The sequence below is a fragment of the Vibrio sp. ABH4_348 genome, assembly GCF_056159765.1.
Genome location: NZ_JBSWVW010000001.1, coordinates 2,828,099 through 2,848,031, shown reverse-complemented (window position 1 = coordinate 2,848,031; position 19,933 = coordinate 2,828,099). Strand labels below are relative to the sequence as shown.

Sequence of the window (19,933 nt, the reverse complement as noted above, 5' to 3'; positions counted from 1 at the left end):
TGAATTAGCGCCAAATGGGAGAGAAACATGCAATTTAAACAAGGCCGTCAGTCGGGCTTTACCCTGTTAGAAATCATGGTGGTTGTGGTGATCATCGGTTTGCTGGCCAGCTTTGTTGCGCCAAGTTTGCTTGGCAACAAAGAAGACGCCGAGCAGAAAAAAGCGGTTGCCGATATTGTTGCAATGGAAAATGCACTTGATCGATACAAGTTGGACAACAGTGTGTATCCAACCACAGATCAGGGGCTCGAAGCGCTCGTGACTAAGCCATCTAACCCTGAGCCGCGCAATTACGCAGAAGACGGTTATATGAAGCGTCTTTATCAAGACCCCTGGGGCAATGACTACCAATACATGTCTCCAGGTGAGCATGGCAAAATTGATATCTTCAGCCTAGGTGCTGATGGCCAAGAAGGCGGTGAAGGTATTAATGCTGATATTGGTAACTGGAACTTACAAGACTTCCAGTAATGCGTTATTCGGGTTTGCGATCACAAGGGTTTACCCTGATTGAAGTTCTGTTAGTGGTGGCGTTAATTGCCATCGCTGCCATTTCTGTGGTCGCAACCTTACCTATTGGCCAAACCCAAAACCCCAACGATCAAGCTGAAAAGATCAAACAAACCCTCTTGTTGCTGAGTGACCAAGCCATGTTAAGTGGTCAAGAATACGGTTTGTTGATTGAAGAAAAAAAGCGTCAGTACCACCTAATGCAACTGAATGAAGAAGGCTGGCAGCCGCTGAAATCTCAGGACTGGGTGTCTTCTGTGACCTTAGCAGACAACATTACGCTGTCTATTCGTTTGGGTAACGATATTTGGCTAGACGATGATCGCTTGTTTGAACCGTCAAGTTTGTTTGATGAAGACATGTTTGCTGATCAAGAAAAAAAGAAATGGCCGACACCGCAGCTATTTGTGACCTCCAGTGGTGATTTAACACCAGCAACCATCCTACTTAGCCAAGAGGCATCAGGAGAGGCCCTTACTCAAGAATGGCGAGTGGTCACCCATGAAAATGGCGAAGTGACGCTAACGCGTCCGGGAGAACAAGAAGGTGTTTAGTGGTTTGCGACGTTTCGCGCGCTCTACAAGCACGCCACTCGTGAAGCGCGCCTTTTGCCGCCGACCTCATCAACAGAGTTTCTCAAAGCAGCGCGGATTAACCTTATTGGAAGTGATGGTTGCCCTTGCCATCTTCGCTACGGCTTCTGTGGCAGTGCTTCGCTCAGTGACTCAACACGTTAATACCTTGTCTCATATTGAAACCAAGACCTTTGCGGCTATGGTTGCTGACAATCAAATGGCCCTAGTGCATTTACGTGGCTTGGCAGGAGAACAAAAAGGGGAAGCTGAAATGGGCGGGCGTCAGTGGTTTTGGAAAATCTCACCAATTGAAACCCTTGATAAACGTCTCCAAGCCTTTGATGTGGTTGTGGCAGAACGACCAGATGGCCCCTCTATCGTTTCGGTGCGCAGTTATGTCTCACCATAAACCTAGATATAAACCACCTTCAACAAAGGGAAGTGTGCGTGGCTTTACCTTAATCGAGGTATTACTTGCACTGGCGATTTTTGCCTCTCTAAGCATGGTGGCTTATCAGGTTGTCTATCAGGTGCAGCTCAGTAACCAGCAGTCAGCATTGAGAACGGAGCGGATGCAAGATATTCAACGCCTTTTGGTGGTGATGGATAATGATTTCAGGCAAATCGCTTTACGTCAGTTCCGCCACAACGGTAATGAACCCAGCGAACAGTTGATTCAATGGCAAGATCAGTTACTTGATTCTGAGCAGCATGGCTTACTCTTTTCTCGCGCTGGTTGGAGTAACCCAGCAGGGCAGTTTCCCAGAGGCGAAATTGTGAAGGTAGGTTATCGAATTAGTGAAGAATCTCTAGAGCGTTTGTGGTGGCGTTATCCTGATACCACAGTGGGTCAACCACCGTTACAAAGGACATTGATTACTGGTGTTGACGCATTTTCGGTAACCTTTTTTGATGGACAAGGTTGGCAAAAAGAGTGGAATCAAGCGCTGCGTTTACCTAAAGCTGTCACCGTGTCTCTGACTTTGCAAGACTACGGAAAGATTGAGCGCGTATATCTCACCGGCGGTGGCGAACTTTGGAAAGATCAGTCAGCAACTGAGGCGACCAATAATGGCTAACGGTTGGTCTACTGTTTTGAAAAAAGCCCGGCATAGCCGAAACAAAGGGGCGCAACGTCAAAGCGGTGTCGCTGTGCTGGTGGTTTTATTGTTACTTGCCATGATGATAAGTTTGGCTGCGGTGATGTCGGAGCGGCTTTTTTCCCAGTTTATTCGGGCAGAGCAGCAACGAGATTATCAACAAGGTTATTGGTATGCGTTGGGTGGTGAAGCTTTAGCTAAGCTGGCCATTGAGCAAAGCTATCGCGACAGTGAAACCGTGAATTTGTCGCAACCTTGGGCGTTGCAAGAGCAGGTATTCCCTCTCGACTTTGGCACTCTAAAAGGCTTTATTCGAGATCGCCAAGCTTGTTTTAACCTTAATGCGCTCAAGGCCTCGGCAGAGCCTCAAGCGACTCAAAGTGAACCCTTGTTACTGGCAACTTTACAACGTCTCCTCACCAATAGTGGAATTGATAGTTATCAAGCTGAGGCCATGGCGCACAGCGCTTGGGAATACATGGATGAAAATACCGTCGTGGATCAAGTCGCTGGAGTAGAAGATTCGTGGTATGAGTCGTTACAACCAAGTTATCTGGCGTCCAACTCGGGTTTGGCCAATGAGAGTGAATGGCGCGCAATAAATCAGGTATCGGGCGAATTTTATCAAAAGACTCAGCATCTATTGTGCGCGCTGCCGACGAAAAATTGGCGACTCAATCTAAATACGTTATCAGAAGAACAAGCGATAATATTGAGTGCGTTGTTTGGTGAGCAGTTAGCGGACGATGCAGCGAAAAATTTGATTTCAGGAAGGCCCTACGATGGCTGGTTAACGGTTAATGACTTTCTGGCTGGTCCCGAATTTTCTAGTTTAACGGAAGAAGCTAAAAAGCAGTTTACCCCTTATTTGACGGTAGACAGTCGTTACTTTGAATTGGATGTTGTAGTCACGGTAAATGATGCGCGAGTTAGGTTGCGCAGTCTGCTTTACAGTGATGATCGAGAAAATGCGACGGTAATTAGCCGGCGCTTTGGAGGAATTGTTGAGCGAAAGTCTCATCTTGCGTCTGAGCCGTAATGAAAACACGCCATTGCCATGGCTTGTTTGGAATCAGGCTCAACAGACCGTTATTGCCAGTGGTGAACTGGCTCACCATGATGAGCTGTCAACCCTACAGGAGTATATGTCGGGCAGGCAGACTTATGTTTTGCTTAATAGCGCGGATGTAATCAGCCGAGAGGTTGCGGTACCCGAAGGTGCGTCGCGCCAATTTGACACTATGCTGCCATTTATTCTTGAGGAAGACCTAGCTCAAGATGTGGATGAGTTGCACTTTACCGTGTTGTCGCGAAACAAAACTCAGGCACAAGTGGCAGGTGTCGATCGTATTTGGCTTAAAACCTTGCTTGATTATCTTGCTGGGCTCGGTTGCCAGGTAAAGCGGGTGTTGCCCGATGCATTAGCGCTGCCGACCAATAGCAGCGGATTTTCTGCGATTGAATTAGCAGGCCTGTGGCTAGTGAAAAAAGCCAATGACACAGTCATGGCCGTGCCTTCGCTATTATTGCCAAACTTGATGCAAAGCGATTGGTGTCGAAACGGCGATGACACGTTAGCATTCGATGGCTACTCACCACTACCACCGTCAATCAATCAAGATGAGTGGTCATGGACTGAGCGTCCCGCTGAGCTACCGCTCACCTTAATGGCCAACGAGCTAATCAATAGCAAACTTACGTTACTGACCGGTGAATTTAAAACTAAGTCCTCGGTACTCAAACACTGGCGTATTTGGCGCAAAGTGTTGGTAGTGGCTAGTTTGTTTTTTGCGGCTTCATTCTCTCAACTCTATTTGGAGACAAAAGAGTTACAGCAGCAAGCCCAACAATATCGCGATGAAAGTGAACGTATCTTTAGAGCAATAACCGGAAAGGAAAAGATTCCAACTTCCAGTTATTTAAGACGTGAGTTGGAACGAGAATTAGCACGAGTAGCTGGTGGACAAGTCGAAGAGCATGTTTTGCATTGGCTTACCAAATTGACGGTGTTATCAGAGCAAGTCCCTCAATTGAAAGTGGTGCAATTCAGTTACGACGCGGAGAAAAACCAACTGGTTGTGGCCGCTCGCTCTCAAGATTTCCAGAGCTTTGAAAAAGCAAAAGATGTCTTGTCGTCGAGTTTTACGGTGGAAGTCGGTGCGCTGAATCGCAGTGGCGAACAGGTCACAGGTTCAATGACCTTAAAGCGTCGAGTAGAGGATTGATATGAAAGCGTACCTGAACCTAGTCACGAATTGGTGGGAAGGTATTTCCCCTCGTGAGCGAGCCATGCTGATTGTAACTGCCCTGTTGCTTGTTGTTGCGTCATTGTTTTGGGGTGTATGGCAACCGCTAGTTGAGCAGCATCAACGTGCCGAGCAGCGAGTGGTGGCTGAAAAACGTTTGCTGTCTTGGGTGCAAGACACAGCGGACGACATCGCCCGTAATCGCGGTGGTGCTGGAGTATCGAACAGCTCTGCCTTACCACTTAATCAAATTGTGTCGACTTCGGCGCGTCGTTTCAACGCAGATTTGGTTCGCGTGCAATCGCATCAAGAGCGCGTATTGATATGGCTACGACCTATGCCATTTAATCAATTTGTTGACTGGATTGACTATCTGAGTGCTCAGCATGGCGTGGTGGCACCGGTACTAGATGTACAGCTTGGTAAATCCGCCGGCATGATCGAAGTTAAACGCCTGCAGTTTGAGAAAAGGTAGTTGAATGAAAAAAGGAATACTGGTCGCGTTTTTAGGCTTGTTGGTTTTTGTTGGCAGCGCTATTTATCACGCACCTGCAAACTTAATCCACAAATTCCCTATCCCTAATAACATTGTGGTGGGTGAGCTGAGTGGCCGATTACTGTCTGGTGAGGTGGCGAGTTTCGCCGCCAATGGAATGTCACTGGGTAAGGTTAGTTGGCAGTGGAAACCCGCTTCGCTATTGAGTGCAGAGTTGGCATTTGACGTGCGCTTTGGTCAAGACAGTGACTTGGAACTTCAAGGACGAGGCGTGTTGGGACTATCCTTTGCAGGGGCATTTGCTCGACAGATGATTACCTCGGTTCCCGTCGAGCAAGTTCGCAAGATGTTGCCGCCCACACCAGTTCCGCTAAGTCTACAAGGTGACGTTGAGCTTTTGGTTGAAGAGTGGGTTTACCAAGCGCCCATATGTGCGAATGGTGAAGCCAAAATCGTTTGGAATGCCGATACAGTCAGCACGCCGATTGCACCGCTTGAACTCGGTTTGTTAACTACCGATGTGACATGCCAAAACAACCAAGTGAACGCAAAAGGCGGGCAAGACAGTGAACATGTGTTGGGTGGATTAAATGCTGAGCTCAATTCGAGCTTTGATTACCAAGCCCAAGTTTGGTTTGAGCCAAAACCAGCCATGCCAAATGCACTGGCCAGTCAACTGCGTTGGCTGCCACCTGCGCAAAATGGTCGTTACCAGTTTAGCTTTAACGGTCGCTTGCCAATGTAGCAGTGATGGTGGCGCGAATTAGCAGTGTCAAATAGCGATGACGGTTCAGTTAATAAGGAAAGGCATCACACCTTTCCTTTTTTGTTGGCTCAAGCTTTCAAAGCGGGAAAACTGACTTGGATTTTTAGTCCGCCTTCACTGCGGTTATTCACTATCACTGAACCCTGATGTTGACTGACAATTCGCTTCACAATAGCAAGTCCTAATCCCGTTCCTTCACTACCCCGAGCCGTATCACCGCGAGTAAAAGGTTCAAACAGCTTACCCAGTTGGTCTTTGGGAATACCTGGGCCATTATCTTCGACGCAAACCCAAACCAGTTTTTTGTCTGCGGTTGTGCCACTAGTAATTTGCACCCACCCATGACCATAGCGAATGGCGTTAGTGACTAGGTTGGTGACGGCGCGTTTAACGGCAATCGGGTTGCCCAAGGCAGGATAAATATCTTGATCCAATTTGGACTCAATTGGGGCATCCGAGGTGGCTTCTGCTAACGCGATGTCGGCTGTGATAGTGTTGATGTCGACTGGCTCGAAGCTGTCTTGGTTAACGGGTTTCAAATAGTCCATAAACTGGCTAATGATTTCGTTGCATTCTTCGGTGTCGCCGATGATGCCTTCAGCCAGATACTCATCTTCCGGAGACATCATCTCTGTGGCGAGTCTGATACGAGTGAGCGGGGTGCGCAAATCGTGACTGATCCCCGCCATCAGTAGCGCCCGGTCTTCTTCTAGCGCCTGAATCCCCTTTGACATCTGATTAAAGGCTCGTGTTACTGAGCGTATCTCGGTGGCCCCTTTTTCTGGAAGCGGTGGCGGGATCTCGCCTCGACCAACGCCTTTGGCCGCGCGCTCTAGCGCAGTTAGTGGGCGGTTTTGCCAGCGGATAAACAGCCATACGCTGGCCACGACCAGTAAGGCCGCAATCAAACTGTTGCGGAATAGAGGCAGAAAATCTTCCTGTTGTAGCTCTGACAGCGGGATGCGCAGTAAGAAGTCGGGCAAAGCATCAATTTTCATCCACAAGATGTAGCTTTCTTTACCAAGATAGATACGCACGTCGGTAGGTGTGTCCAACTCGCGGCTCATTTCTTCGCTCATCAGATCAATACGAACCGCTCGATAATATTCTTCAGCCATATCGCTCTCGCGGCCATGCATGGTTACGCCTAAGCGTTCCAGTACCTGACGCCGTGTGACCAAATCCATGTTCAACTCAGACTCCTCTTGGTCTGTGTAGTTGAGCATAAGGTTTATCTCATAGCCGATGATTTTGTTGAATTGCTGCAGACTCGGCATTAACGCGTAATTAAAGACGGCGTAGAGTGAATACACTTGGCTAGCGACCAGGAACAACAAAAAAATCAAAATGGATTGGGTAAGAGAGCTGCGGAAGCGCATCGAAAACTCCGTGTTTTCGTATCTGTGAATGATTGTGCTTTGATAATAACCAAAAAACCCAGCCGGAGCTGGGTTTTCAATTACGAAACGGCTTTGCCATCAGGGACAAATACGTAGCCTAAGCCCCACACGGTTTGAATGTAGCGCGGTTTGCTTGGGTCAACCTCCAGCATTCTGCGCAAACGAGAAATTTGCACGTCAATCGAACGCTCCATCGCAGAGTATTCTCTGCCTCGTGCCATGTTCATTAGCTTGTCGCGCGACATAGGTTCACGAGCGTTGGTGACCAGTGCTTTAAGAACCGCAAACTCACCTGAGGTCAGTGGCATGGCTTCATCGCCGCGGTACATCTCACGAGTACCAAGATTTAAGCGAAACTCACCAAACTCAACGACGGATTCTTCAGAGCTCGGTGCGCCGGGCAGTTCGATGGTTTGACGACGCAATACCGCTTTGATTCGCGCTAGAAGTTCACGCGGATTAAAAGGCTTGGGCAGGTAATCATCTGCGCCCACTTCCAGACCTACAATACGGTCAATTTCATCGCCTTTGGCGGTAAGCATTAAGATTGGTAACGTATTATCTGCGTTGCGAAGGCGACGACAAATCGAGAGCCCGTCTTCTCCTGGAAGCATCAAATCGAGCACCATCAGGTGGAAGTTTTCTCTCTTGAGCAAGCGGTCCATTTGCTCACCATTAGCCACACTGCGAACTTGAAATCCTTGTTCTGACAAGTAACGCTCGAGTAGAGCACGCAAGCGGGCATCGTCATCGACTACCAAAATCTTGTGATTATCCTGCATAAATTCAATCTACCTTATGTGATTCATCGAGCGCATCAAAATGAAGCGAGAGCTAGCATCAAAATTAAAAATGTAACACTGGATAAAATGTAACACTGTTCATTGGTTGTGCATGCAAAGAATTGTTAACGAGTATTTCCTATATCATATACCCAAGTAACCTCAAGATGTGAGTTTCAACGAGAGTTAACTGGCCTTCAGGCTAGGCATCGATTTGAAGCTATAGTAATTCTACATCGAGAATCGATAACGAAGCGTGAAGGTCAGTTAAACTCGCCCCTGGGAGCTCATATTCTGTCCCATTTCTTCGTCAGAGAACTTGGAAAGGACTCGTCCTTCCTCTGCATTCTCTTCCTCGAGCTGAACCAGAATATGTAGCTCTGAATCCTGCATCTTGAAGTCACTTGGGTATAATTGTACGACTGTAGTTCGCAAACAATACAGAATTTACGATCGTTTGTTTACCAATTTGAAAAGTGCGCGCGAACATCAATTTTTAGTTACTCTTAGGGTGACTACAATAGGGCGATAATAAGAAAGAAACTGATTCAACGATGAAAACAAATCTAATTACCCGCGAAGGCTACAATCGACTTAAAAAAGAATTGGACTTCTTGTGGCGAGAAGACCGCCCTGAAGTCACCAAGAAAGTGACTTGGGCTGCGAGCTTAGGTGATCGCTCAGAAAACGCCGACTACCAATACAATAAAAAGCGCTTGAGAGAAATTGATCGCCGGGTTCGTTTTCTTAGAAAACGGCTTGAGCAGGTTAAAGTGGTGGACTATTCGCCACAGCAAGATGGACAAGTGTTTTTTGGTGCCTGGGTTGAAGTAGAAAATGAGCAGCAAGAAACCAAGCGTTTTCGTATCGTTGGTCCAGATGAGATCTACGGTGATGTCAAAGACTATATTTCGATCGACTCTCCCATGGCTCGTGCGCTGCTAAAAAAGTCGGTTGACGATGAAGTCACGGTGAGAACGCCTGAAGGTGAAAAACTGTGGTTTGTTAATGCCATCAACTACGATACTCAAATGGCCGATTAGCCATCATAAGTTAAGCTCGATAGCCGTATCGTATTTAGGCCTATGCATTGAAATATGGGTGCGAAAGGCTTTCATATTGTCGAAGTTGTACAAGAGGTTTTGACAGAGATCTTCATAAGCCAACATGTCCGATACTTCGATTATCAAGATAAAGTCGACTTCACCTGTTACCCGATAGCAGGTTTTCACTTCGGGTGTTTTTTGCACTCGGCGTACAAACTCATCTGATAAATCTTTCCGATCACGTTCCATCATGACATCGACAATCATATGGACTCGACTTCCCAATTTCTCAGGATTCAGTAGGGCGACCTGTTTGGCGATCACCCCTTCACTTTTTAGTCGCTTGACTCGCTTTAAACACGCTGGGGCAGATAAGCCAACTTTATCTGCCAAGGCTAAATTAGTTTGTTCACTGTCGAGTTGCAGCTCTCGCAATATAGCTTTGTCTAGTCTATCGAGAAACATAATTAACCCACATTAACTAATAAAGAAACTATTAGTAATTTATTGGTAAATTTATTGCAATTATTAATTGTGAGTGGCGTTAGCATATGGCTATCAGTTTTTAGGTTAAGGAAGACGTAATGCAAGGCATTCGCCAATTTTTCAACGAATTAAATCGAGTGTATCTGGTTATATTCAAAATAATGGTTCCGGCACTGTTGCTGGTGGAGGTGTTAGATTGGGTGGGAGCGACCGACTGGCTTTCACTTGTATTAGCGCCGCTTTTTGAACAAATGGGATTACCCAGTGAATTTGCCATTGTTTGGGCCGTTGCCATGCTCAGCAACATGTATGCGGGATTGGTGATTTTCTTTGGTTATGCCGCGACGGAAACTTATACCGTCGCTCAAGTATCGATACTTGGAACCATGATCCTGATTGCCCATTCTATGTTGATGGAAGGGGCCGTCGCCAAGGCTCTGGGTGTGTCTTGGCGAGTGACGCTTTTAGTCAGAGTAGGCGGTGCCATTGTGATGGCGCTGATCCTCAATCAAATTTATCAATGGACAGGCTTTCATCAACAAACCATTGAGTTAAATTGGAACCCTGTGGTCAATGATCCCAGCCTTTCTGGATGGCTGATAGAGCAAGCTAAATTACTGGTTTCTGTCTATGTCATCATTGGTTTATTAATGTTGCTGATGCGCGTCTTGCGAGCGGTAGGCATTGAAAAGCTAATTCATCAATTGTTTGCACCTATCTTGCGCTTAATGGCACTGAGTTCAGCAGGTACCAATATTACGGTTATCGGCATGCTACTTGGTATTACCTATGGCGCAGGGTTGATGATTGAGGAAAACAAGCGTGGTGCGATCAGTAAGCAAGAAGGCTTTTTGTTGGTTAACTTCTTGGGGCTATGTCATGGTCTACCAGAAGACACGTTATTGATCTTGTTGATGGGAGCCAGCATTGTGCCAATCCTGTGGGGGCGAATTGCCTTTTCACTGATAGTGATGATTATCTGGGGCCAATGGGCAAAACGTCGTCAAACGACAGCTGTGAGCATTTCTTAGAATCAAGTTAACTTTTAAAGATTTGGGCTCTTATTCATGTTAATCACATCTGAGGCTAGAAATTACAGGCCTCAGCCCCTATCTAGCTGTGGTAAACACAAGAATGAGAGCCAACTTATGAGCCTGAATATCGCTCGCCAAATCGCTGCCGAATTAAACGTTGCTGAAAAACAAGTATCTGCCGCGGTGTCTCTGATCGACGATGGAAATACCGTCCCTTTTATTGCCCGTTATCGTAAAGAGGCGACCGGAGGATTGGACGATACTCAGCTACGTACCTTAGATACTCGCTTGTTGTATCTCCGAGAGCTCGACGATCGCAAAACCACCATTCTCAAATCCATACGAGAGCAAGGCAAACTCACTGATGCACTAGAAGCTGAGATTCAAAATGCCGATAGTAAAACCCGCCTTGAAGATTTGTATTTACCATATAAGCCCAAGCGCCGAACTAAAGGCCAAATTGCGATTGAAGCAGGCTTAGAGCCATTAGCTGACTTATTATGGTTGCAGCCAGAACACAATCCTGAATTTGAAGCAGACAAATTTGTCGATGCCGATAAGGGCATTGCCGACCAAAAAGCGGCGCTAGATGGTGCGCGCGCCATCATTATGGAGCGTATTGCAGAAGACGCCTCGCTATTAGATAAAGTTCGAACTTATCTGACCAAACACGCGCAACTCGTTTCCACTGTCGTGGCGGGTGAAGAAAGCAAAGGTGAAAAATTTAAAGATTACTTCGAACATCGCGAAGCAATAAGCCGCGTTCCTTCCCATCGCGCGTTGGCGATGCTGCGAGGCAGAAACGAAGGGCATTTAACTTTGTCGTTAGATGCCGACCCAGAAGCCGAAGATTCGAACTCGCGTAATAAGCAAAGTCACTGTGAAACCATCATCGCAGAGCATTACGGCATTCATTTGAGTGATGCCGCCGCGGATAGCTGGCGCAAACAGGTAATTAGCTGGGCGTGGCGTATCAAGGTATCTATGCACCTAGAGACCGAATTGATGGCGCAACTTAAAGAGCGTGCTGAGTTAGAAGCGATCGACGTTTTTGCAACCAATTTAAAAGACTTGTTGATGGCGGCACCGGCAGGTCCAAAGGCAACGCTTGGTTTGGATCCTGGCTTGCGCACGGGTTCAAAAATCGCTGTTGTGGATGCCACTGGTAAAGTGCTCGAAACTGACACCATTTACCCTCATCCACCTCAAAAGCAATACGAAGCAGCGTCGCAAGTGATTGCCTCATTGGTGAAAAAGCACCAAGTTGATTTGATTGCGATTGGTAATGGAACAGCCTCTCGCGAAACCGATGCTTTAGTTGCCGATGTGATTAAGCGCTTCCAACTGAAAACACAAAAAATCATGATCAGTGAAGCAGGGGCTTCTGTGTATTCGGCATCGGAACTGGCAGCAAAAGAATTCCCGAATCTTGATGTCTCGCTGCGCGGAGCTGTGTCTATTGCCCGCCGACTGCAAGATCCACTTGCTGAGTTAGTGAAAATTGACCCTAAATCGATTGGTGTGGGTCAATATCAGCACGACGTCAACCAAACTCAACTGGCAAGAAAGTTGGACGCGGTAGTGGAAGATTGTGTAAACGCCGTGGGAGTAGATGTGAACACTGCGTCACCGGCATTGCTGAATCGAGTGGCTGGCTTATCAACGACCTTGGCGGAAAATATTGTGGCGTACCGCGATGAGAATGGTCGATTCACTTCTCGTGCTGAGTTGAAAAAAGTTGCTCGTCTTGGGCCTAAAGCGTTTGAGCAGTGTGCGGGATTCTTGCGCATTATGGGCGGCAAAAATCCGTTGGATGCATCATCGGTTCACCCAGAGGCCTACCCTGTGGTAAAGCGCATCGCGGAAAGCCATCAAAAGCCGGTGCAAAAACTGATAGGCGATAGCGCGTTCTTGAATACGTTAACCGCACGCGATTATGTCGATGATGTATTTGGTGTTCCGACCGTTGTCGATATCATCAAAGAACTGGACAAACCCGGACGAGATCCTCGCCCTGAATTTAAAACCGCGACCTTTGCCGATGGCGTTAATACTATGGCTGACCTGGAGCCGGGTATGGTGTTGGAAGGCGTGGTATCCAACGTGGCAAACTTTGGTGCCTTCGTCGACATTGGTGTGCATCAAGATGGCTTAGTGCATATCTCTGCGCTAACCAATAAATTTGTTGCCGATCCACGAGAGGTGGTGAAAGCGGGTGATATCGTGCAAGTAAAGGTGATGGAAGTCGATGTCGCGCGTAAACGTATTGGTTTATCGATGCGGTTAAACGATGAACCCGGTGATGCGCGCTCAAATGGTAAACCGGCAGCTAGAACACAAAATAACCGAAATTCGCGCTCTGATAGAAACAAATCGTCAGCTGGTGGATTAGGTGGTGCAATGGCAGACGCCTTTGCGCGAGCCAAACGCTAGCCAAATAACTATAGAACCGCGATCACCTCAGATGGCGGGTTAGGCGAAACGGCATGCCCATAGTGAAATTTAATCACGGTGCGCCGTTTCTCCATTTTGCCTTCGGTGATCGCTGCATCAATGATACGTTTGGGTAAGCGAAAGCGCATCGCATATCCTTTTCCTTGCGATTGGCTGTAGCTTTCTAATGCTAGCAAACTGAACAAGCGCTGCAGTTCGCTGCCAGCCGATTCTTCGACGAGCGTAGCAGGCGTTTCTGAAGTCGACTCTGACTCATAGTCTGGGTGTTCGGCCGGGTCCCACGCGGAATCTTTACGGCGTTTGTCATCTTGTTTGATGCGCCTCTCAGCATGAGTGCGATTTAGTGCCACTGTGGGCTCAACCGGCTGTCTGACTCGGTTTTCTTTCGCCGCTTGTTCCGTTTGTACGTTAACAGACGGCGCAATAAGAGGAATGCTGACGTTAGTCGGTGATACTATCAAAACGCGCCTCCTCTAATTTATCTTGAATACCTGAGTATGTAATTTGCCTGCAAAGGCCCAACAGTAAGTAAATGGTTACTTACCTTAAGGGTAATCACTCAGCCAATTATTTCCAGCAACGGCCCAGTCTTAATGGCTGTCTATTCTCGACCAATATCTCAGCCGACAACTTTACGAGCTTGATTAATTATCGGCCAATGCTGTCAAAAATTTAGCGTCAAAGTATTAGCGAATGTTTCCAGTGCAGTCTAATGAGTTGTGGAGTTAGCAAAATCAATAATTTGCTGACAGAAAGCTTGGGTTTCGGTGATAAACGGCGCGTGTGACGATTCTTGAAATACCACGGATTGGCTGTTGGGCATGATATTGGAAACGTTTTGTTCGGTTTTGATTGGGACTAGACCATCCAATCGGCCATACAGGCGCAAGGTCGGTACAGTAATACCGGCCAATAGCGGACGTAAATCGATATTTGCCAACATATCTAAACCAGAACGCAGTGATTCTGGATTGGGATAAGGCCTGGATAACACCGCGCTCTTAATGTAATTGACGTCTTTCCGCGCCGACGGGCTGCCTAAGCTTTGCAATGCCATAAAGCGATCAATCGTCAGCTTGAAATCTTCAACCAGTTGCTGAGTGAACTGATCGAGCACTTGCGGTTTAATACCGCGCCAGGTGCCTTCAGCAGAGAACTTGGGGGAGCTGGCGACTGTGATGAGGCCAGATACTCGCTCTGAGTGTTTGATAGCGATGTATTTAGCGAGCAAGCCGCCTAACGACCAACCAAGCCATATCGCCTGTTGAGGTGCTTCTCGTAGGACTTGCTCGGACATTTCGGCCAAACATTCACTGTGGGATTGATAGCTGTGTCCAAATCCGGGCAAATCCACAATATGAACTGTGAAGTACTCACTGAGAATTTGACTAACGTTGTGCCATATGGCGCCATTCATTCCCCAGCCATGTACTAACACTAGGTTGGGTCCTTGACCACGGATATCCCAATGCAAGCTTGCTGTACTAGTCACACTCTCTGCCACCAATTTCGTCCTTCTGTAAATCGAACTGACTCCACACTGAAAGTTTTGCACGTTGAGATAGCGCTATGAAGTCAATATTCAGCAGTCTTAAAACTAGTGAGAAATCTATCACAATCGACAAATCTGAGTCTCGTGTTCCATCACTTTGGCAAATAAATTTGTGTCAGAGCTGCCAATTGCCAACACAAAAGGCTGGTTATCAACCATTTTGCGACGCATGTATATCGACCGTTATTGACGAATTCAGATGTGTGAGATGTGGTTTGCCACTCAAACACGATGAAGTGACGAAAATATGTGGGCACTGTATTTCACACCCACCTTCTTGGCATCAGTTAGTCTGTATTGGGCGCTATCAACCGCCGATCTCTCATCTGGTACTGAAACTCAAACATCAACGCAAGTTTTGGGTGGCGAAAGATTTGGCTCAATTGATGGCTGAACAATGTAATGAGCAGTTTACCGGGGAAGAATGGGTAGTGACTTACGTACCGCTTCACTGGAGACGAAAGTGGTTAAGAGGGTTTAATCAAAGTGAGTTGCTGGCCAAGTATTTTTGTCAATTTATGAACTTGGCTCCGCCTATCAATTTGTTTAAACGCGTCCGAGCGACCAATGCACAACAAGGCTTAAATAAAAAACAGCGAGTTAACAATACTAAACGAGCGTTTGCACTGACAACAGCCCCAGTTTCCGCCAAGGTGATCATTGTTGATGATGTAGTGACAACTGGTGCGACACTTGAACCTTTGTGCAAAATGTTACTAAAAAGTGGTGTTGAGCAAATCGCCATAGTATGTGCGTGCCGAACGCCAGAGCCGAGTGAGTAAAAGTAAACGCGATCTTTTGGTGTAAAAGGGCTAGATCTGAGAAATCAGGTGAGTAGAATGGTGTAGAAATAACCTACAAGAACACTCGGGTATAGGTCGTGTCAAATTCAATTGTTATTACAGAAGCCGCGCAAGAACACTTCGCTAAGTTGCTAGAACAGCAGCCAGATGGGACAAACATTCGTGTGTTTGTTGTCAACCCAGGTACACAAAGCGCTGAATGTGGGGTGTCTTACTGCCCACCTGAAGCGGTGGAAGGAACAGATACTGAGCTGTCGTTTAGTCGTTTTTCAGCTTACGTTGATGAGTTAAGCCTACCATTTTTAGAAGACGCCGAGATTGACTATGTGTCTGACAAAATGGGCTCGCAACTTACCTTGAAGGCACCAAACGCTAAGATGCGCAAAGTGTCTGATGATGCACCATTGATTGAGCGTGTTGAATACGCGATTCAAACTCAAGTAAACCCTCAGTTGGCAAGTCACGGTGGTAACCTGAACTTGGTTGAGATCACCGATGATGGTGTTGCTGTGGTGTCGTTTGGTGGCGGTTGTAACGGTTGTTCTATGGTGGATGTCACCTTGAAAGAGGGCATCGAAAAAGAGCTCCTGCAACAATTCGCTGGTGAGTTAACTGCTGTGAAAGATGCAACAGAGCACCAAGCAGGTGACCATTCTTACTACCAATAAGTAGTTAATAATTTTTAAAGGTTGGCAAATGCCAACCTTTTTTGTGCTTAGTGTCGGGTGTATGCCCAAGTGACTTCAAGATGTAGGATTCAGAGCTCCATATTCTGTTTCAGTTCAAGGAAGAGGGTGCAGTGGAATGGCGAGCCCTTTCCAAGTCCTCTGACGAAGAAATGGGACAGAATATGAGCTCCCAAGGGCGAGTTTAACTGGCCTTCACAGGTTGTTATCAGTTCTCAATGTAGAATGACTATAGCTCCAAATCGATGCCTTGTCTGAATGCCAGTTAACTCTCGCTGAAACTCACATCTTGAGGTTACTTGGGTATATGCCCATTTTCATGTGCTGCTTTTTTACATATAGTATCCCTCTGCCCGAAAGCTAAGGAGTCGGCACGTGGCCAAATCTAAACTTCCAGAAATTCTTGCAAAACAGACGGTTGCTCAGTCTCGTTTGTTTACGATTGAGTCGTTAGATTTAGCGTTCAGCAATGGTGAGAAACGCACTTACGAGCGAATGAAACCAAGCCGGCGAAATGCGGTGCTCATGGTGCCAGTCACAGAGCAAGGTGACTTATTGTTGGTAAGAGAATACGCCGCAGGCACTGAGCGTTACGAGCTTGGTTTTCCCAAAGGATTAATCGATCCGGGAGAATCTGCCGAGCAAGCTGCTGATCGAGAACTAAAGGAAGAAGTGGGTTTTGGTAGCCGCAAGCTAACCCCTTTAAAAGAAGTGGTACTCGCCCCTTCTTATTTTTCCAGCAAAATGACTCTGTTTATTGCAGAAGATCTATACTTTGAACAATTAGAAGGTGATGAACCTGAGCCGCTAGAAGTTGTGCGATGGCCTCTAGCACAGGCGGAAGAGTTACTCACCCATTTGGATTTCAGTGAAGCACGGAGCATAACTGCACTCATGTTGGCGCTTAGAGTATTACAAGCATAAAACGCGCCTGAGGATTTTTTGATGCCCAATAACCAAGACTTGTCGCCACTGCTTCCCTCAGTGATAGAGATAGCGCGCTCGGCAGGACAATTGATTCTCGAGATATACGAGAACAAAGACTACGAAGAATACACCAAACAAGACGAAACTCCGGTCACCAGTGCCGATTTGGCGGCTCACAAACTCATTAGTGAACAGCTATCCGAATTGACGCCCGATATCCCGGTACTATCTGAGGAAGCCGCGGACATCAGTTTGCAAAAGCGTGCGCAATGGTCGCGTTACTGGTTGGTGGACCCGTTGGACGGAACCCAAGAGTTCATTGCTCGCAGTGGTGACTTTGCCACTATCATTGCGCTCATTGAAGATAATAAGCCAGTGATGGGTGTCGTATATGGCCCGGTTTCTGGCGTGACTTACTACGCTTATCAAGGCAAGGGGGCGTGGAAAATTCCGGATCTAAGCGAAAGTGTGCGAATTAAAAGTCACCAACACCCGGGAAGCGAGCACGCAATTGCGATGGCGATCAGTCGTCGTCAGAACATCAATAGTATTACTCGCCGTATGAATGCGGAGTGGAATTATGACTTAGTACCTTTGGGATCGGCAGCGTTGAAAGCCTGTTTGGTAGCAGAAGGTGCGGTGGACTGTTATCTTCGAATCGGCCCAACGGGTGAATGGGACACTGCGGCAACTCAGTGTATTGTCGAAGAAGCCGGTGGTCGTATTTTGAGTACGCAACTTGAGCCTTTGTCTTACAATGAACGCGAGACACTCGAGAATCCAAACTTTATTGTCTTGGGTGATGAGTCCTTGCCTTGGCACGACATATTGCAAGAAAAGAGCTAATTGCCACTCAGTTAAAAGAAGCTCTAAATCAGATCTTAGGCATTGGAGTAGTGATCGCGCTCTCCTAACCAACGGTCAATGATGGCTTTAGCATTATCAGGGTATTGCTCGTGTATATATCGAGCAATACGTTGAACTTCTGGAATTAATTGTTGATCTCGTACTAGATCAGCAATTTTAAAATCGGCTAGGCCGGTTTGCTTAGTGCCCAGTAACTCTCCCGGACCTCGAATCTCTAAATCATGCTGAGCGATGACAAAGCCATCGTTACTTTGTCTTAATACACCCAGCCTTTTTTGTGCGGTTTTAGACAGCGGTGCGTGATAGAGCAACACACAATGACTGGCTACCGACCCTCGACCAACTCGACCTCGCAACTGATGCAACTGAGCTAGTCCCAAGCGTTCAGGGTTTTCAATCACCATTAAGCTGGCATTCGGCACATCGACACCCACTTCGATCACCGTTGTCGCGACCAACAAATGCAGTTCATGGTTTTTAAACGCTTGCATGACAGCTTGCTTTTCAGCAGGTTTCATTCGCCCATGTACTAAGCCAATTTTTACTTCAGGTAGTAAAGTCTGAAGCTCTTCTGCGGTATCGGCGGCAGCTTGTGCTTCCACTAGCTCTGATTCGTCAATCAGTGTACACACCCAATAGGCTTGTTTGTTCTCTTCTAAACAGGCGTGACGAATGCGCTCAACAATGTCATTTCGTTTGTTATCGGGTATCGCGACGGTTTGAATCGGAGTGCGCCCCGGCGGTAGTTCATCAATCACCGATGTTTCTAGATCTGCATAAGCCGTCATGGCTAATGTTCGTGGAATAGGCGTGGCCGTCATAATCAGTTGATGCGGGTAAACTCCTTGTTGCTTGCCTTTTTCACGGAGTTCGAGACGCTGGTGGACACCAAATCGATGCTGCTCATCAATGATCACCAAAGCCAAATTTTGGAATTTGACTTGCTCTTGGAACAAGGCATGAGTGCCGACCACCATTTTGGCCAATCCCATTTGAATATCTTCAAGTTGAGATTGACGAGCTTTGCCTTTGAGCTTTCCGGCGAGCCATCCGACTTTGATAGCCAAGGGTTCAAACCAAGACTGAAAGTTGGCCGCGTGCTGCTCAGCAAGCAGTTCGGTTGGTGCCATCAACGCGACTTGATAGCCATTTTCTATGGCTCTGAGCGCAGCAAGTGCCGCTACAAGTGTTTTACCTGAGCCTACATCACCCTGCACCAAACGCATCATAGGGTGCGGTTTACCAAGATCGCGCTCAATATCGTTAACTACTCTAGTTTGAGCACCCGTTGGCTCAAAAGGTAACGCATCGAGAAAACGAGTTCTAAGCTCATCAGCACTTTGCATTGCAAAGGCATCGTCTTTTTGACCGTGTTCTCTCACTGCTAACATCGATAAGTTTTGTGCGAGTAATTCTTCCAAAATTAGTCGTCGTTGCGCTGGATGAGCTCCTGCGTCAAAAGCGTGAATATCGATATCTGGTTGAGGGCGGTGTATGACTTTTAGCGCATCAGCCAATGTCATTTGCTGATCGTACATACCAGCAGGCATTAGTTCTTGTACCGCAGAACGTTCGAGTAAAGATAGCGCTTGGTCAGTGAGGCCTCTTAATGTGTTCTGTCGCAGACCATCAGTTGTGGGATAAACGGGAGTCAATGTCTGCTCAAGCGCGGCGCTTTCCTTGTCTCGAGTAAACTTGTATTCAGGGTGAATCATCTCAACCCCCATTTGACCGCGCTTCACTTCGCCATAGACGGTGACTTGCCTGCCTTCTGAAAAATTGTTCTTCATGGCTGCGGTAAAGTTGAAAAAGCGCAGAGTTAAGGTGCCATTACCGTCACTGATTTTGACCACAAGCATCTTACGACGGCCAAACAAGGTATCAACACTCTTCACTTGACCGGAAGCACAAGCCCATAAGCCAGCATGGAGCTGAATGATTGGGTAAACTCGAGTGCGATCTTCATATCGCAGAGGAAGGTGGAAAAGCAGGTCTTGAACATTGCTCAAGCCAATTTTTTCCAATTTCTCAGCCACCTTAGCACCCACGCCCGTGAGTTCTGTTAATGGAATGGCAGAAAGTAGCTGAGACATAACGAGTTCTCTTATTGATTTACTATTGGTAGTTAATCAAAGAGCTGTGTATTTGTACAGTCTAAAGTGTGGTTGGTGCAGGGCTAGCGAGATTCGGAGATGATTGAATG

General features: G+C 47.0%; 21 protein-coding genes. 15 read left to right on the top strand and 6 right to left on the bottom strand.

Annotated elements, in window-relative coordinates:
* The first annotated feature begins 27 nt into the window (after positions 1-27).
* From gspG to ACXAFJ_RS12980, 8 genes are read left to right on the top strand one after another with little or no spacing between them, the layout of a single operon-like run.
* Positions 28-471, top strand: a complete 444-nt coding sequence (gspG, locus tag ACXAFJ_RS13015; protein WP_475323900.1) for a type II secretion system major pseudopilin GspG — start codon at positions 28-30, stop codon at positions 469-471.
* Positions 471-1,064: a pilus assembly FimT family protein gene (locus tag ACXAFJ_RS13010; RefSeq protein WP_475323898.1), complete on the top strand. Its 594-nt coding sequence runs from the start codon at positions 471-473 to the stop codon at positions 1,062-1,064. Before gspG ends, ACXAFJ_RS13010 begins: the two co-directional genes overlap by 1 nt.
* A 40-nt stretch (positions 1,065-1,104) precedes the next feature.
* Complete coding sequence (gspI, locus tag ACXAFJ_RS13005; protein ID WP_475323897.1) at positions 1,105-1,494, top strand: type II secretion system minor pseudopilin GspI; 390 nt, start codon at positions 1,105-1,107, stop codon at positions 1,492-1,494.
* Positions 1,481-2,164: a type II secretion system minor pseudopilin GspJ gene (gspJ, locus tag ACXAFJ_RS13000; protein WP_475323896.1), complete on the top strand. Its 684-nt coding sequence runs from the start codon at positions 1,481-1,483 to the stop codon at positions 2,162-2,164. The genes gspI and gspJ overlap by 14 nt, the downstream gene beginning before the upstream one ends.
* A complete protein-coding gene (gene gspK / locus ACXAFJ_RS12995) occupies positions 2,157-3,224 on the top strand; it encodes a type II secretion system minor pseudopilin GspK (RefSeq protein ID WP_475323894.1) in 1,068 nt (355 codons plus the stop codon). Before gspJ ends, gspK begins: the two co-directional genes overlap by 8 nt.
* Positions 3,190-4,410: a type II secretion system protein GspL gene (gene gspL / locus ACXAFJ_RS12990; protein ID WP_475323893.1), complete on the top strand. Its 1,221-nt coding sequence runs from the start codon at positions 3,190-3,192 to the stop codon at positions 4,408-4,410. Before gspK ends, gspL begins: the two co-directional genes overlap by 35 nt.
* 1 nt (position 4,411) lies before the next feature.
* Positions 4,412-4,906, top strand: coding sequence for a type II secretion system protein GspM (gene gspM, locus ACXAFJ_RS12985; protein WP_475323892.1), 495 nt, complete (start codon positions 4,412-4,414; stop codon positions 4,904-4,906).
* A gap of 4 nt (positions 4,907-4,910) precedes the next feature.
* Positions 4,911-5,672 carry a type II secretion system protein N gene (locus tag ACXAFJ_RS12980; protein ID WP_475323890.1) on the top strand — a complete coding sequence of 254 codons (762 nt, stop codon included), beginning with the start codon at positions 4,911-4,913 and terminating at the stop codon, positions 5,670-5,672.
* Between the two features lie 89 nt (positions 5,673-5,761).
* Here the strand turns inward: ACXAFJ_RS12980 and envZ are convergent, their stop codons facing one another.
* Together envZ and ompR are read right to left on the bottom strand one after the other, a co-directional pair.
* A complete protein-coding gene (gene envZ, locus ACXAFJ_RS12975; protein ID WP_475323889.1) occupies positions 5,762-7,072 on the bottom strand; it encodes a two-component system sensor histidine kinase EnvZ in 1,311 nt (436 codons plus the stop codon).
* Between the two features lie 80 nt (positions 7,073-7,152).
* Positions 7,153-7,875 (bottom strand): osmolarity response regulator transcription factor OmpR, encoded by a 723-nt coding sequence (ompR, locus tag ACXAFJ_RS12970; protein WP_475323888.1) that lies wholly within the window; start codon positions 7,873-7,875, stop codon positions 7,153-7,155.
* 554 nt (positions 7,876-8,429) lie between these two features.
* On the opposite strand from ompR, the gene greB reads away from it, so the two are divergent.
* Positions 8,430-8,918, top strand: coding sequence for a transcription elongation factor GreB (gene greB, locus ACXAFJ_RS12965; protein ID WP_475323886.1), 489 nt, complete (start codon positions 8,430-8,432; stop codon positions 8,916-8,918).
* A gap of 3 nt (positions 8,919-8,921) precedes the next feature.
* On the opposite strand, the gene ACXAFJ_RS12960 is transcribed toward greB, so the two are convergent.
* Positions 8,922-9,386 carry an Lrp/AsnC family transcriptional regulator gene (locus ACXAFJ_RS12960; protein ID WP_475323884.1) on the bottom strand — a complete coding sequence of 155 codons (465 nt, stop codon included), beginning with the start codon at positions 9,384-9,386 and terminating at the stop codon, positions 8,922-8,924.
* Positions 9,387-9,505: 119 nt separating this feature from the next.
* Between ACXAFJ_RS12960 and ACXAFJ_RS12955 the strand changes: the two genes are divergently transcribed.
* Both ACXAFJ_RS12955 and ACXAFJ_RS12950 read left to right on the top strand, forming a co-directional pair.
* Positions 9,506-10,438, top strand: coding sequence for a hypothetical protein (locus ACXAFJ_RS12955; RefSeq protein WP_475323883.1), 933 nt, complete (start codon positions 9,506-9,508; stop codon positions 10,436-10,438).
* A 117-nt stretch (positions 10,439-10,555) separates the two neighbouring features.
* Positions 10,556-12,874, top strand: coding sequence for a Tex family protein (locus tag ACXAFJ_RS12950; protein WP_475323881.1), 2,319 nt, complete (start codon positions 10,556-10,558; stop codon positions 12,872-12,874).
* An 8-nt stretch (positions 12,875-12,882) separates the two neighbouring features.
* Here the strand turns inward: ACXAFJ_RS12950 and ACXAFJ_RS12945 are convergent, their stop codons facing one another.
* Together ACXAFJ_RS12945 and bioH are read right to left on the bottom strand one after the other, a co-directional pair.
* Positions 12,883-13,356 carry an ATP-dependent Lon protease gene (locus ACXAFJ_RS12945; protein WP_475323879.1) on the bottom strand — a complete coding sequence of 158 codons (474 nt, stop codon included), beginning with the start codon at positions 13,354-13,356 and terminating at the stop codon, positions 12,883-12,885.
* Between the two features lie 248 nt (positions 13,357-13,604).
* Positions 13,605-14,399, bottom strand: a complete 795-nt coding sequence (gene bioH, locus ACXAFJ_RS12940; RefSeq protein WP_475323877.1) for a pimeloyl-ACP methyl ester esterase BioH — start codon at positions 14,397-14,399, stop codon at positions 13,605-13,607.
* A 65-nt stretch (positions 14,400-14,464) separates the two neighbouring features.
* On the opposite strand from bioH, the gene ACXAFJ_RS12935 reads away from it, so the two are divergent.
* From ACXAFJ_RS12935 to cysQ, 4 genes are all read left to right on the top strand, one after another.
* Positions 14,465-15,229, top strand: a complete 765-nt coding sequence (locus ACXAFJ_RS12935; RefSeq protein ID WP_475323876.1) for a ComF family protein — start codon at positions 14,465-14,467, stop codon at positions 15,227-15,229.
* A 98-nt stretch (positions 15,230-15,327) separates the two neighbouring features.
* On the top strand, positions 15,328-15,918 hold the full coding sequence (gene nfuA / locus ACXAFJ_RS12930) for a Fe-S biogenesis protein NfuA (RefSeq protein ID WP_475323875.1): 591 nt from the start codon (positions 15,328-15,330) through the stop codon (positions 15,916-15,918).
* Positions 15,919-16,311: 393 nt separating this feature from the next.
* Positions 16,312-16,860 (top strand): ADP compounds hydrolase NudE, encoded by a 549-nt coding sequence (nudE, locus tag ACXAFJ_RS12925; RefSeq protein ID WP_475323873.1) that lies wholly within the window; start codon positions 16,312-16,314, stop codon positions 16,858-16,860.
* Positions 16,861-16,881: 21 nt separating this feature from the next.
* Complete coding sequence (cysQ, locus tag ACXAFJ_RS12920; protein WP_475323872.1) at positions 16,882-17,709, top strand: 3'(2'),5'-bisphosphate nucleotidase CysQ; 828 nt, start codon at positions 16,882-16,884, stop codon at positions 17,707-17,709.
* A 35-nt stretch (positions 17,710-17,744) separates the two neighbouring features.
* On the opposite strand, the gene recG is transcribed toward cysQ, so the two are convergent.
* A complete protein-coding gene (gene recG, locus ACXAFJ_RS12915) occupies positions 17,745-19,823 on the bottom strand; it encodes an ATP-dependent DNA helicase RecG (protein ID WP_475323871.1) in 2,079 nt (692 codons plus the stop codon).
* Positions 19,824-19,933: the final 110 nt, after the last annotated feature.

What these genes read in the sequence shown, in the direction of transcription:
- ACXAFJ_RS12980 (WP_475323890.1), top strand. Translation starts at nt 4,911, where the DNA reads ATGAAAAAAGGAATACTGGTCGCGTTTTTAGGCTTGTTGGTTTTTGTT.
- ACXAFJ_RS12935 (WP_475323876.1), top strand. Translation starts at nt 14,465, where the DNA reads ATGAAGTCAATATTCAGCAGTCTTAAAACTAGTGAGAAATCTATCACA.
- cysQ (WP_475323872.1), top strand. Translation starts at nt 16,882, where the DNA reads ATGCCCAATAACCAAGACTTGTCGCCACTGCTTCCCTCAGTGATAGAG.
- gspJ (WP_475323896.1), top strand. Translation starts at nt 1,481, where the DNA reads ATGTCTCACCATAAACCTAGATATAAACCACCTTCAACAAAGGGAAGT.
- gspM (WP_475323892.1), top strand. Translation starts at nt 4,412, where the DNA reads ATGAAAGCGTACCTGAACCTAGTCACGAATTGGTGGGAAGGTATTTCC.
- envZ (WP_475323889.1), bottom strand. Translation starts at nt 7,072, where the DNA reads ATGCGCTTCCGCAGCTCTCTTACCCAATCCATTTTGATTTTTTTGTTG.
- ACXAFJ_RS12960 (WP_475323884.1), bottom strand. Translation starts at nt 9,386, where the DNA reads ATGTTTCTCGATAGACTAGACAAAGCTATATTGCGAGAGCTGCAACTC.
- gspK (WP_475323894.1), top strand. Translation starts at nt 2,157, where the DNA reads ATGGCTAACGGTTGGTCTACTGTTTTGAAAAAAGCCCGGCATAGCCGA.
- ACXAFJ_RS12950 (WP_475323881.1), top strand. Translation starts at nt 10,556, where the DNA reads ATGAGCCTGAATATCGCTCGCCAAATCGCTGCCGAATTAAACGTTGCT.
- ompR (WP_475323888.1), bottom strand. Translation starts at nt 7,875, where the DNA reads ATGCAGGATAATCACAAGATTTTGGTAGTCGATGACGATGCCCGCTTG.
- ACXAFJ_RS13010 (WP_475323898.1), top strand. Translation starts at nt 471, where the DNA reads ATGCGTTATTCGGGTTTGCGATCACAAGGGTTTACCCTGATTGAAGTT.
- gspG (WP_475323900.1), top strand. Translation starts at nt 28, where the DNA reads ATGCAATTTAAACAAGGCCGTCAGTCGGGCTTTACCCTGTTAGAAATC.
- ACXAFJ_RS12955 (WP_475323883.1), top strand. Translation starts at nt 9,506, where the DNA reads ATGCAAGGCATTCGCCAATTTTTCAACGAATTAAATCGAGTGTATCTG.
- recG (WP_475323871.1), bottom strand. Translation starts at nt 19,823, where the DNA reads ATGTCTCAGCTACTTTCTGCCATTCCATTAACAGAACTCACGGGCGTG.
- greB (WP_475323886.1), top strand. Translation starts at nt 8,430, where the DNA reads ATGAAAACAAATCTAATTACCCGCGAAGGCTACAATCGACTTAAAAAA.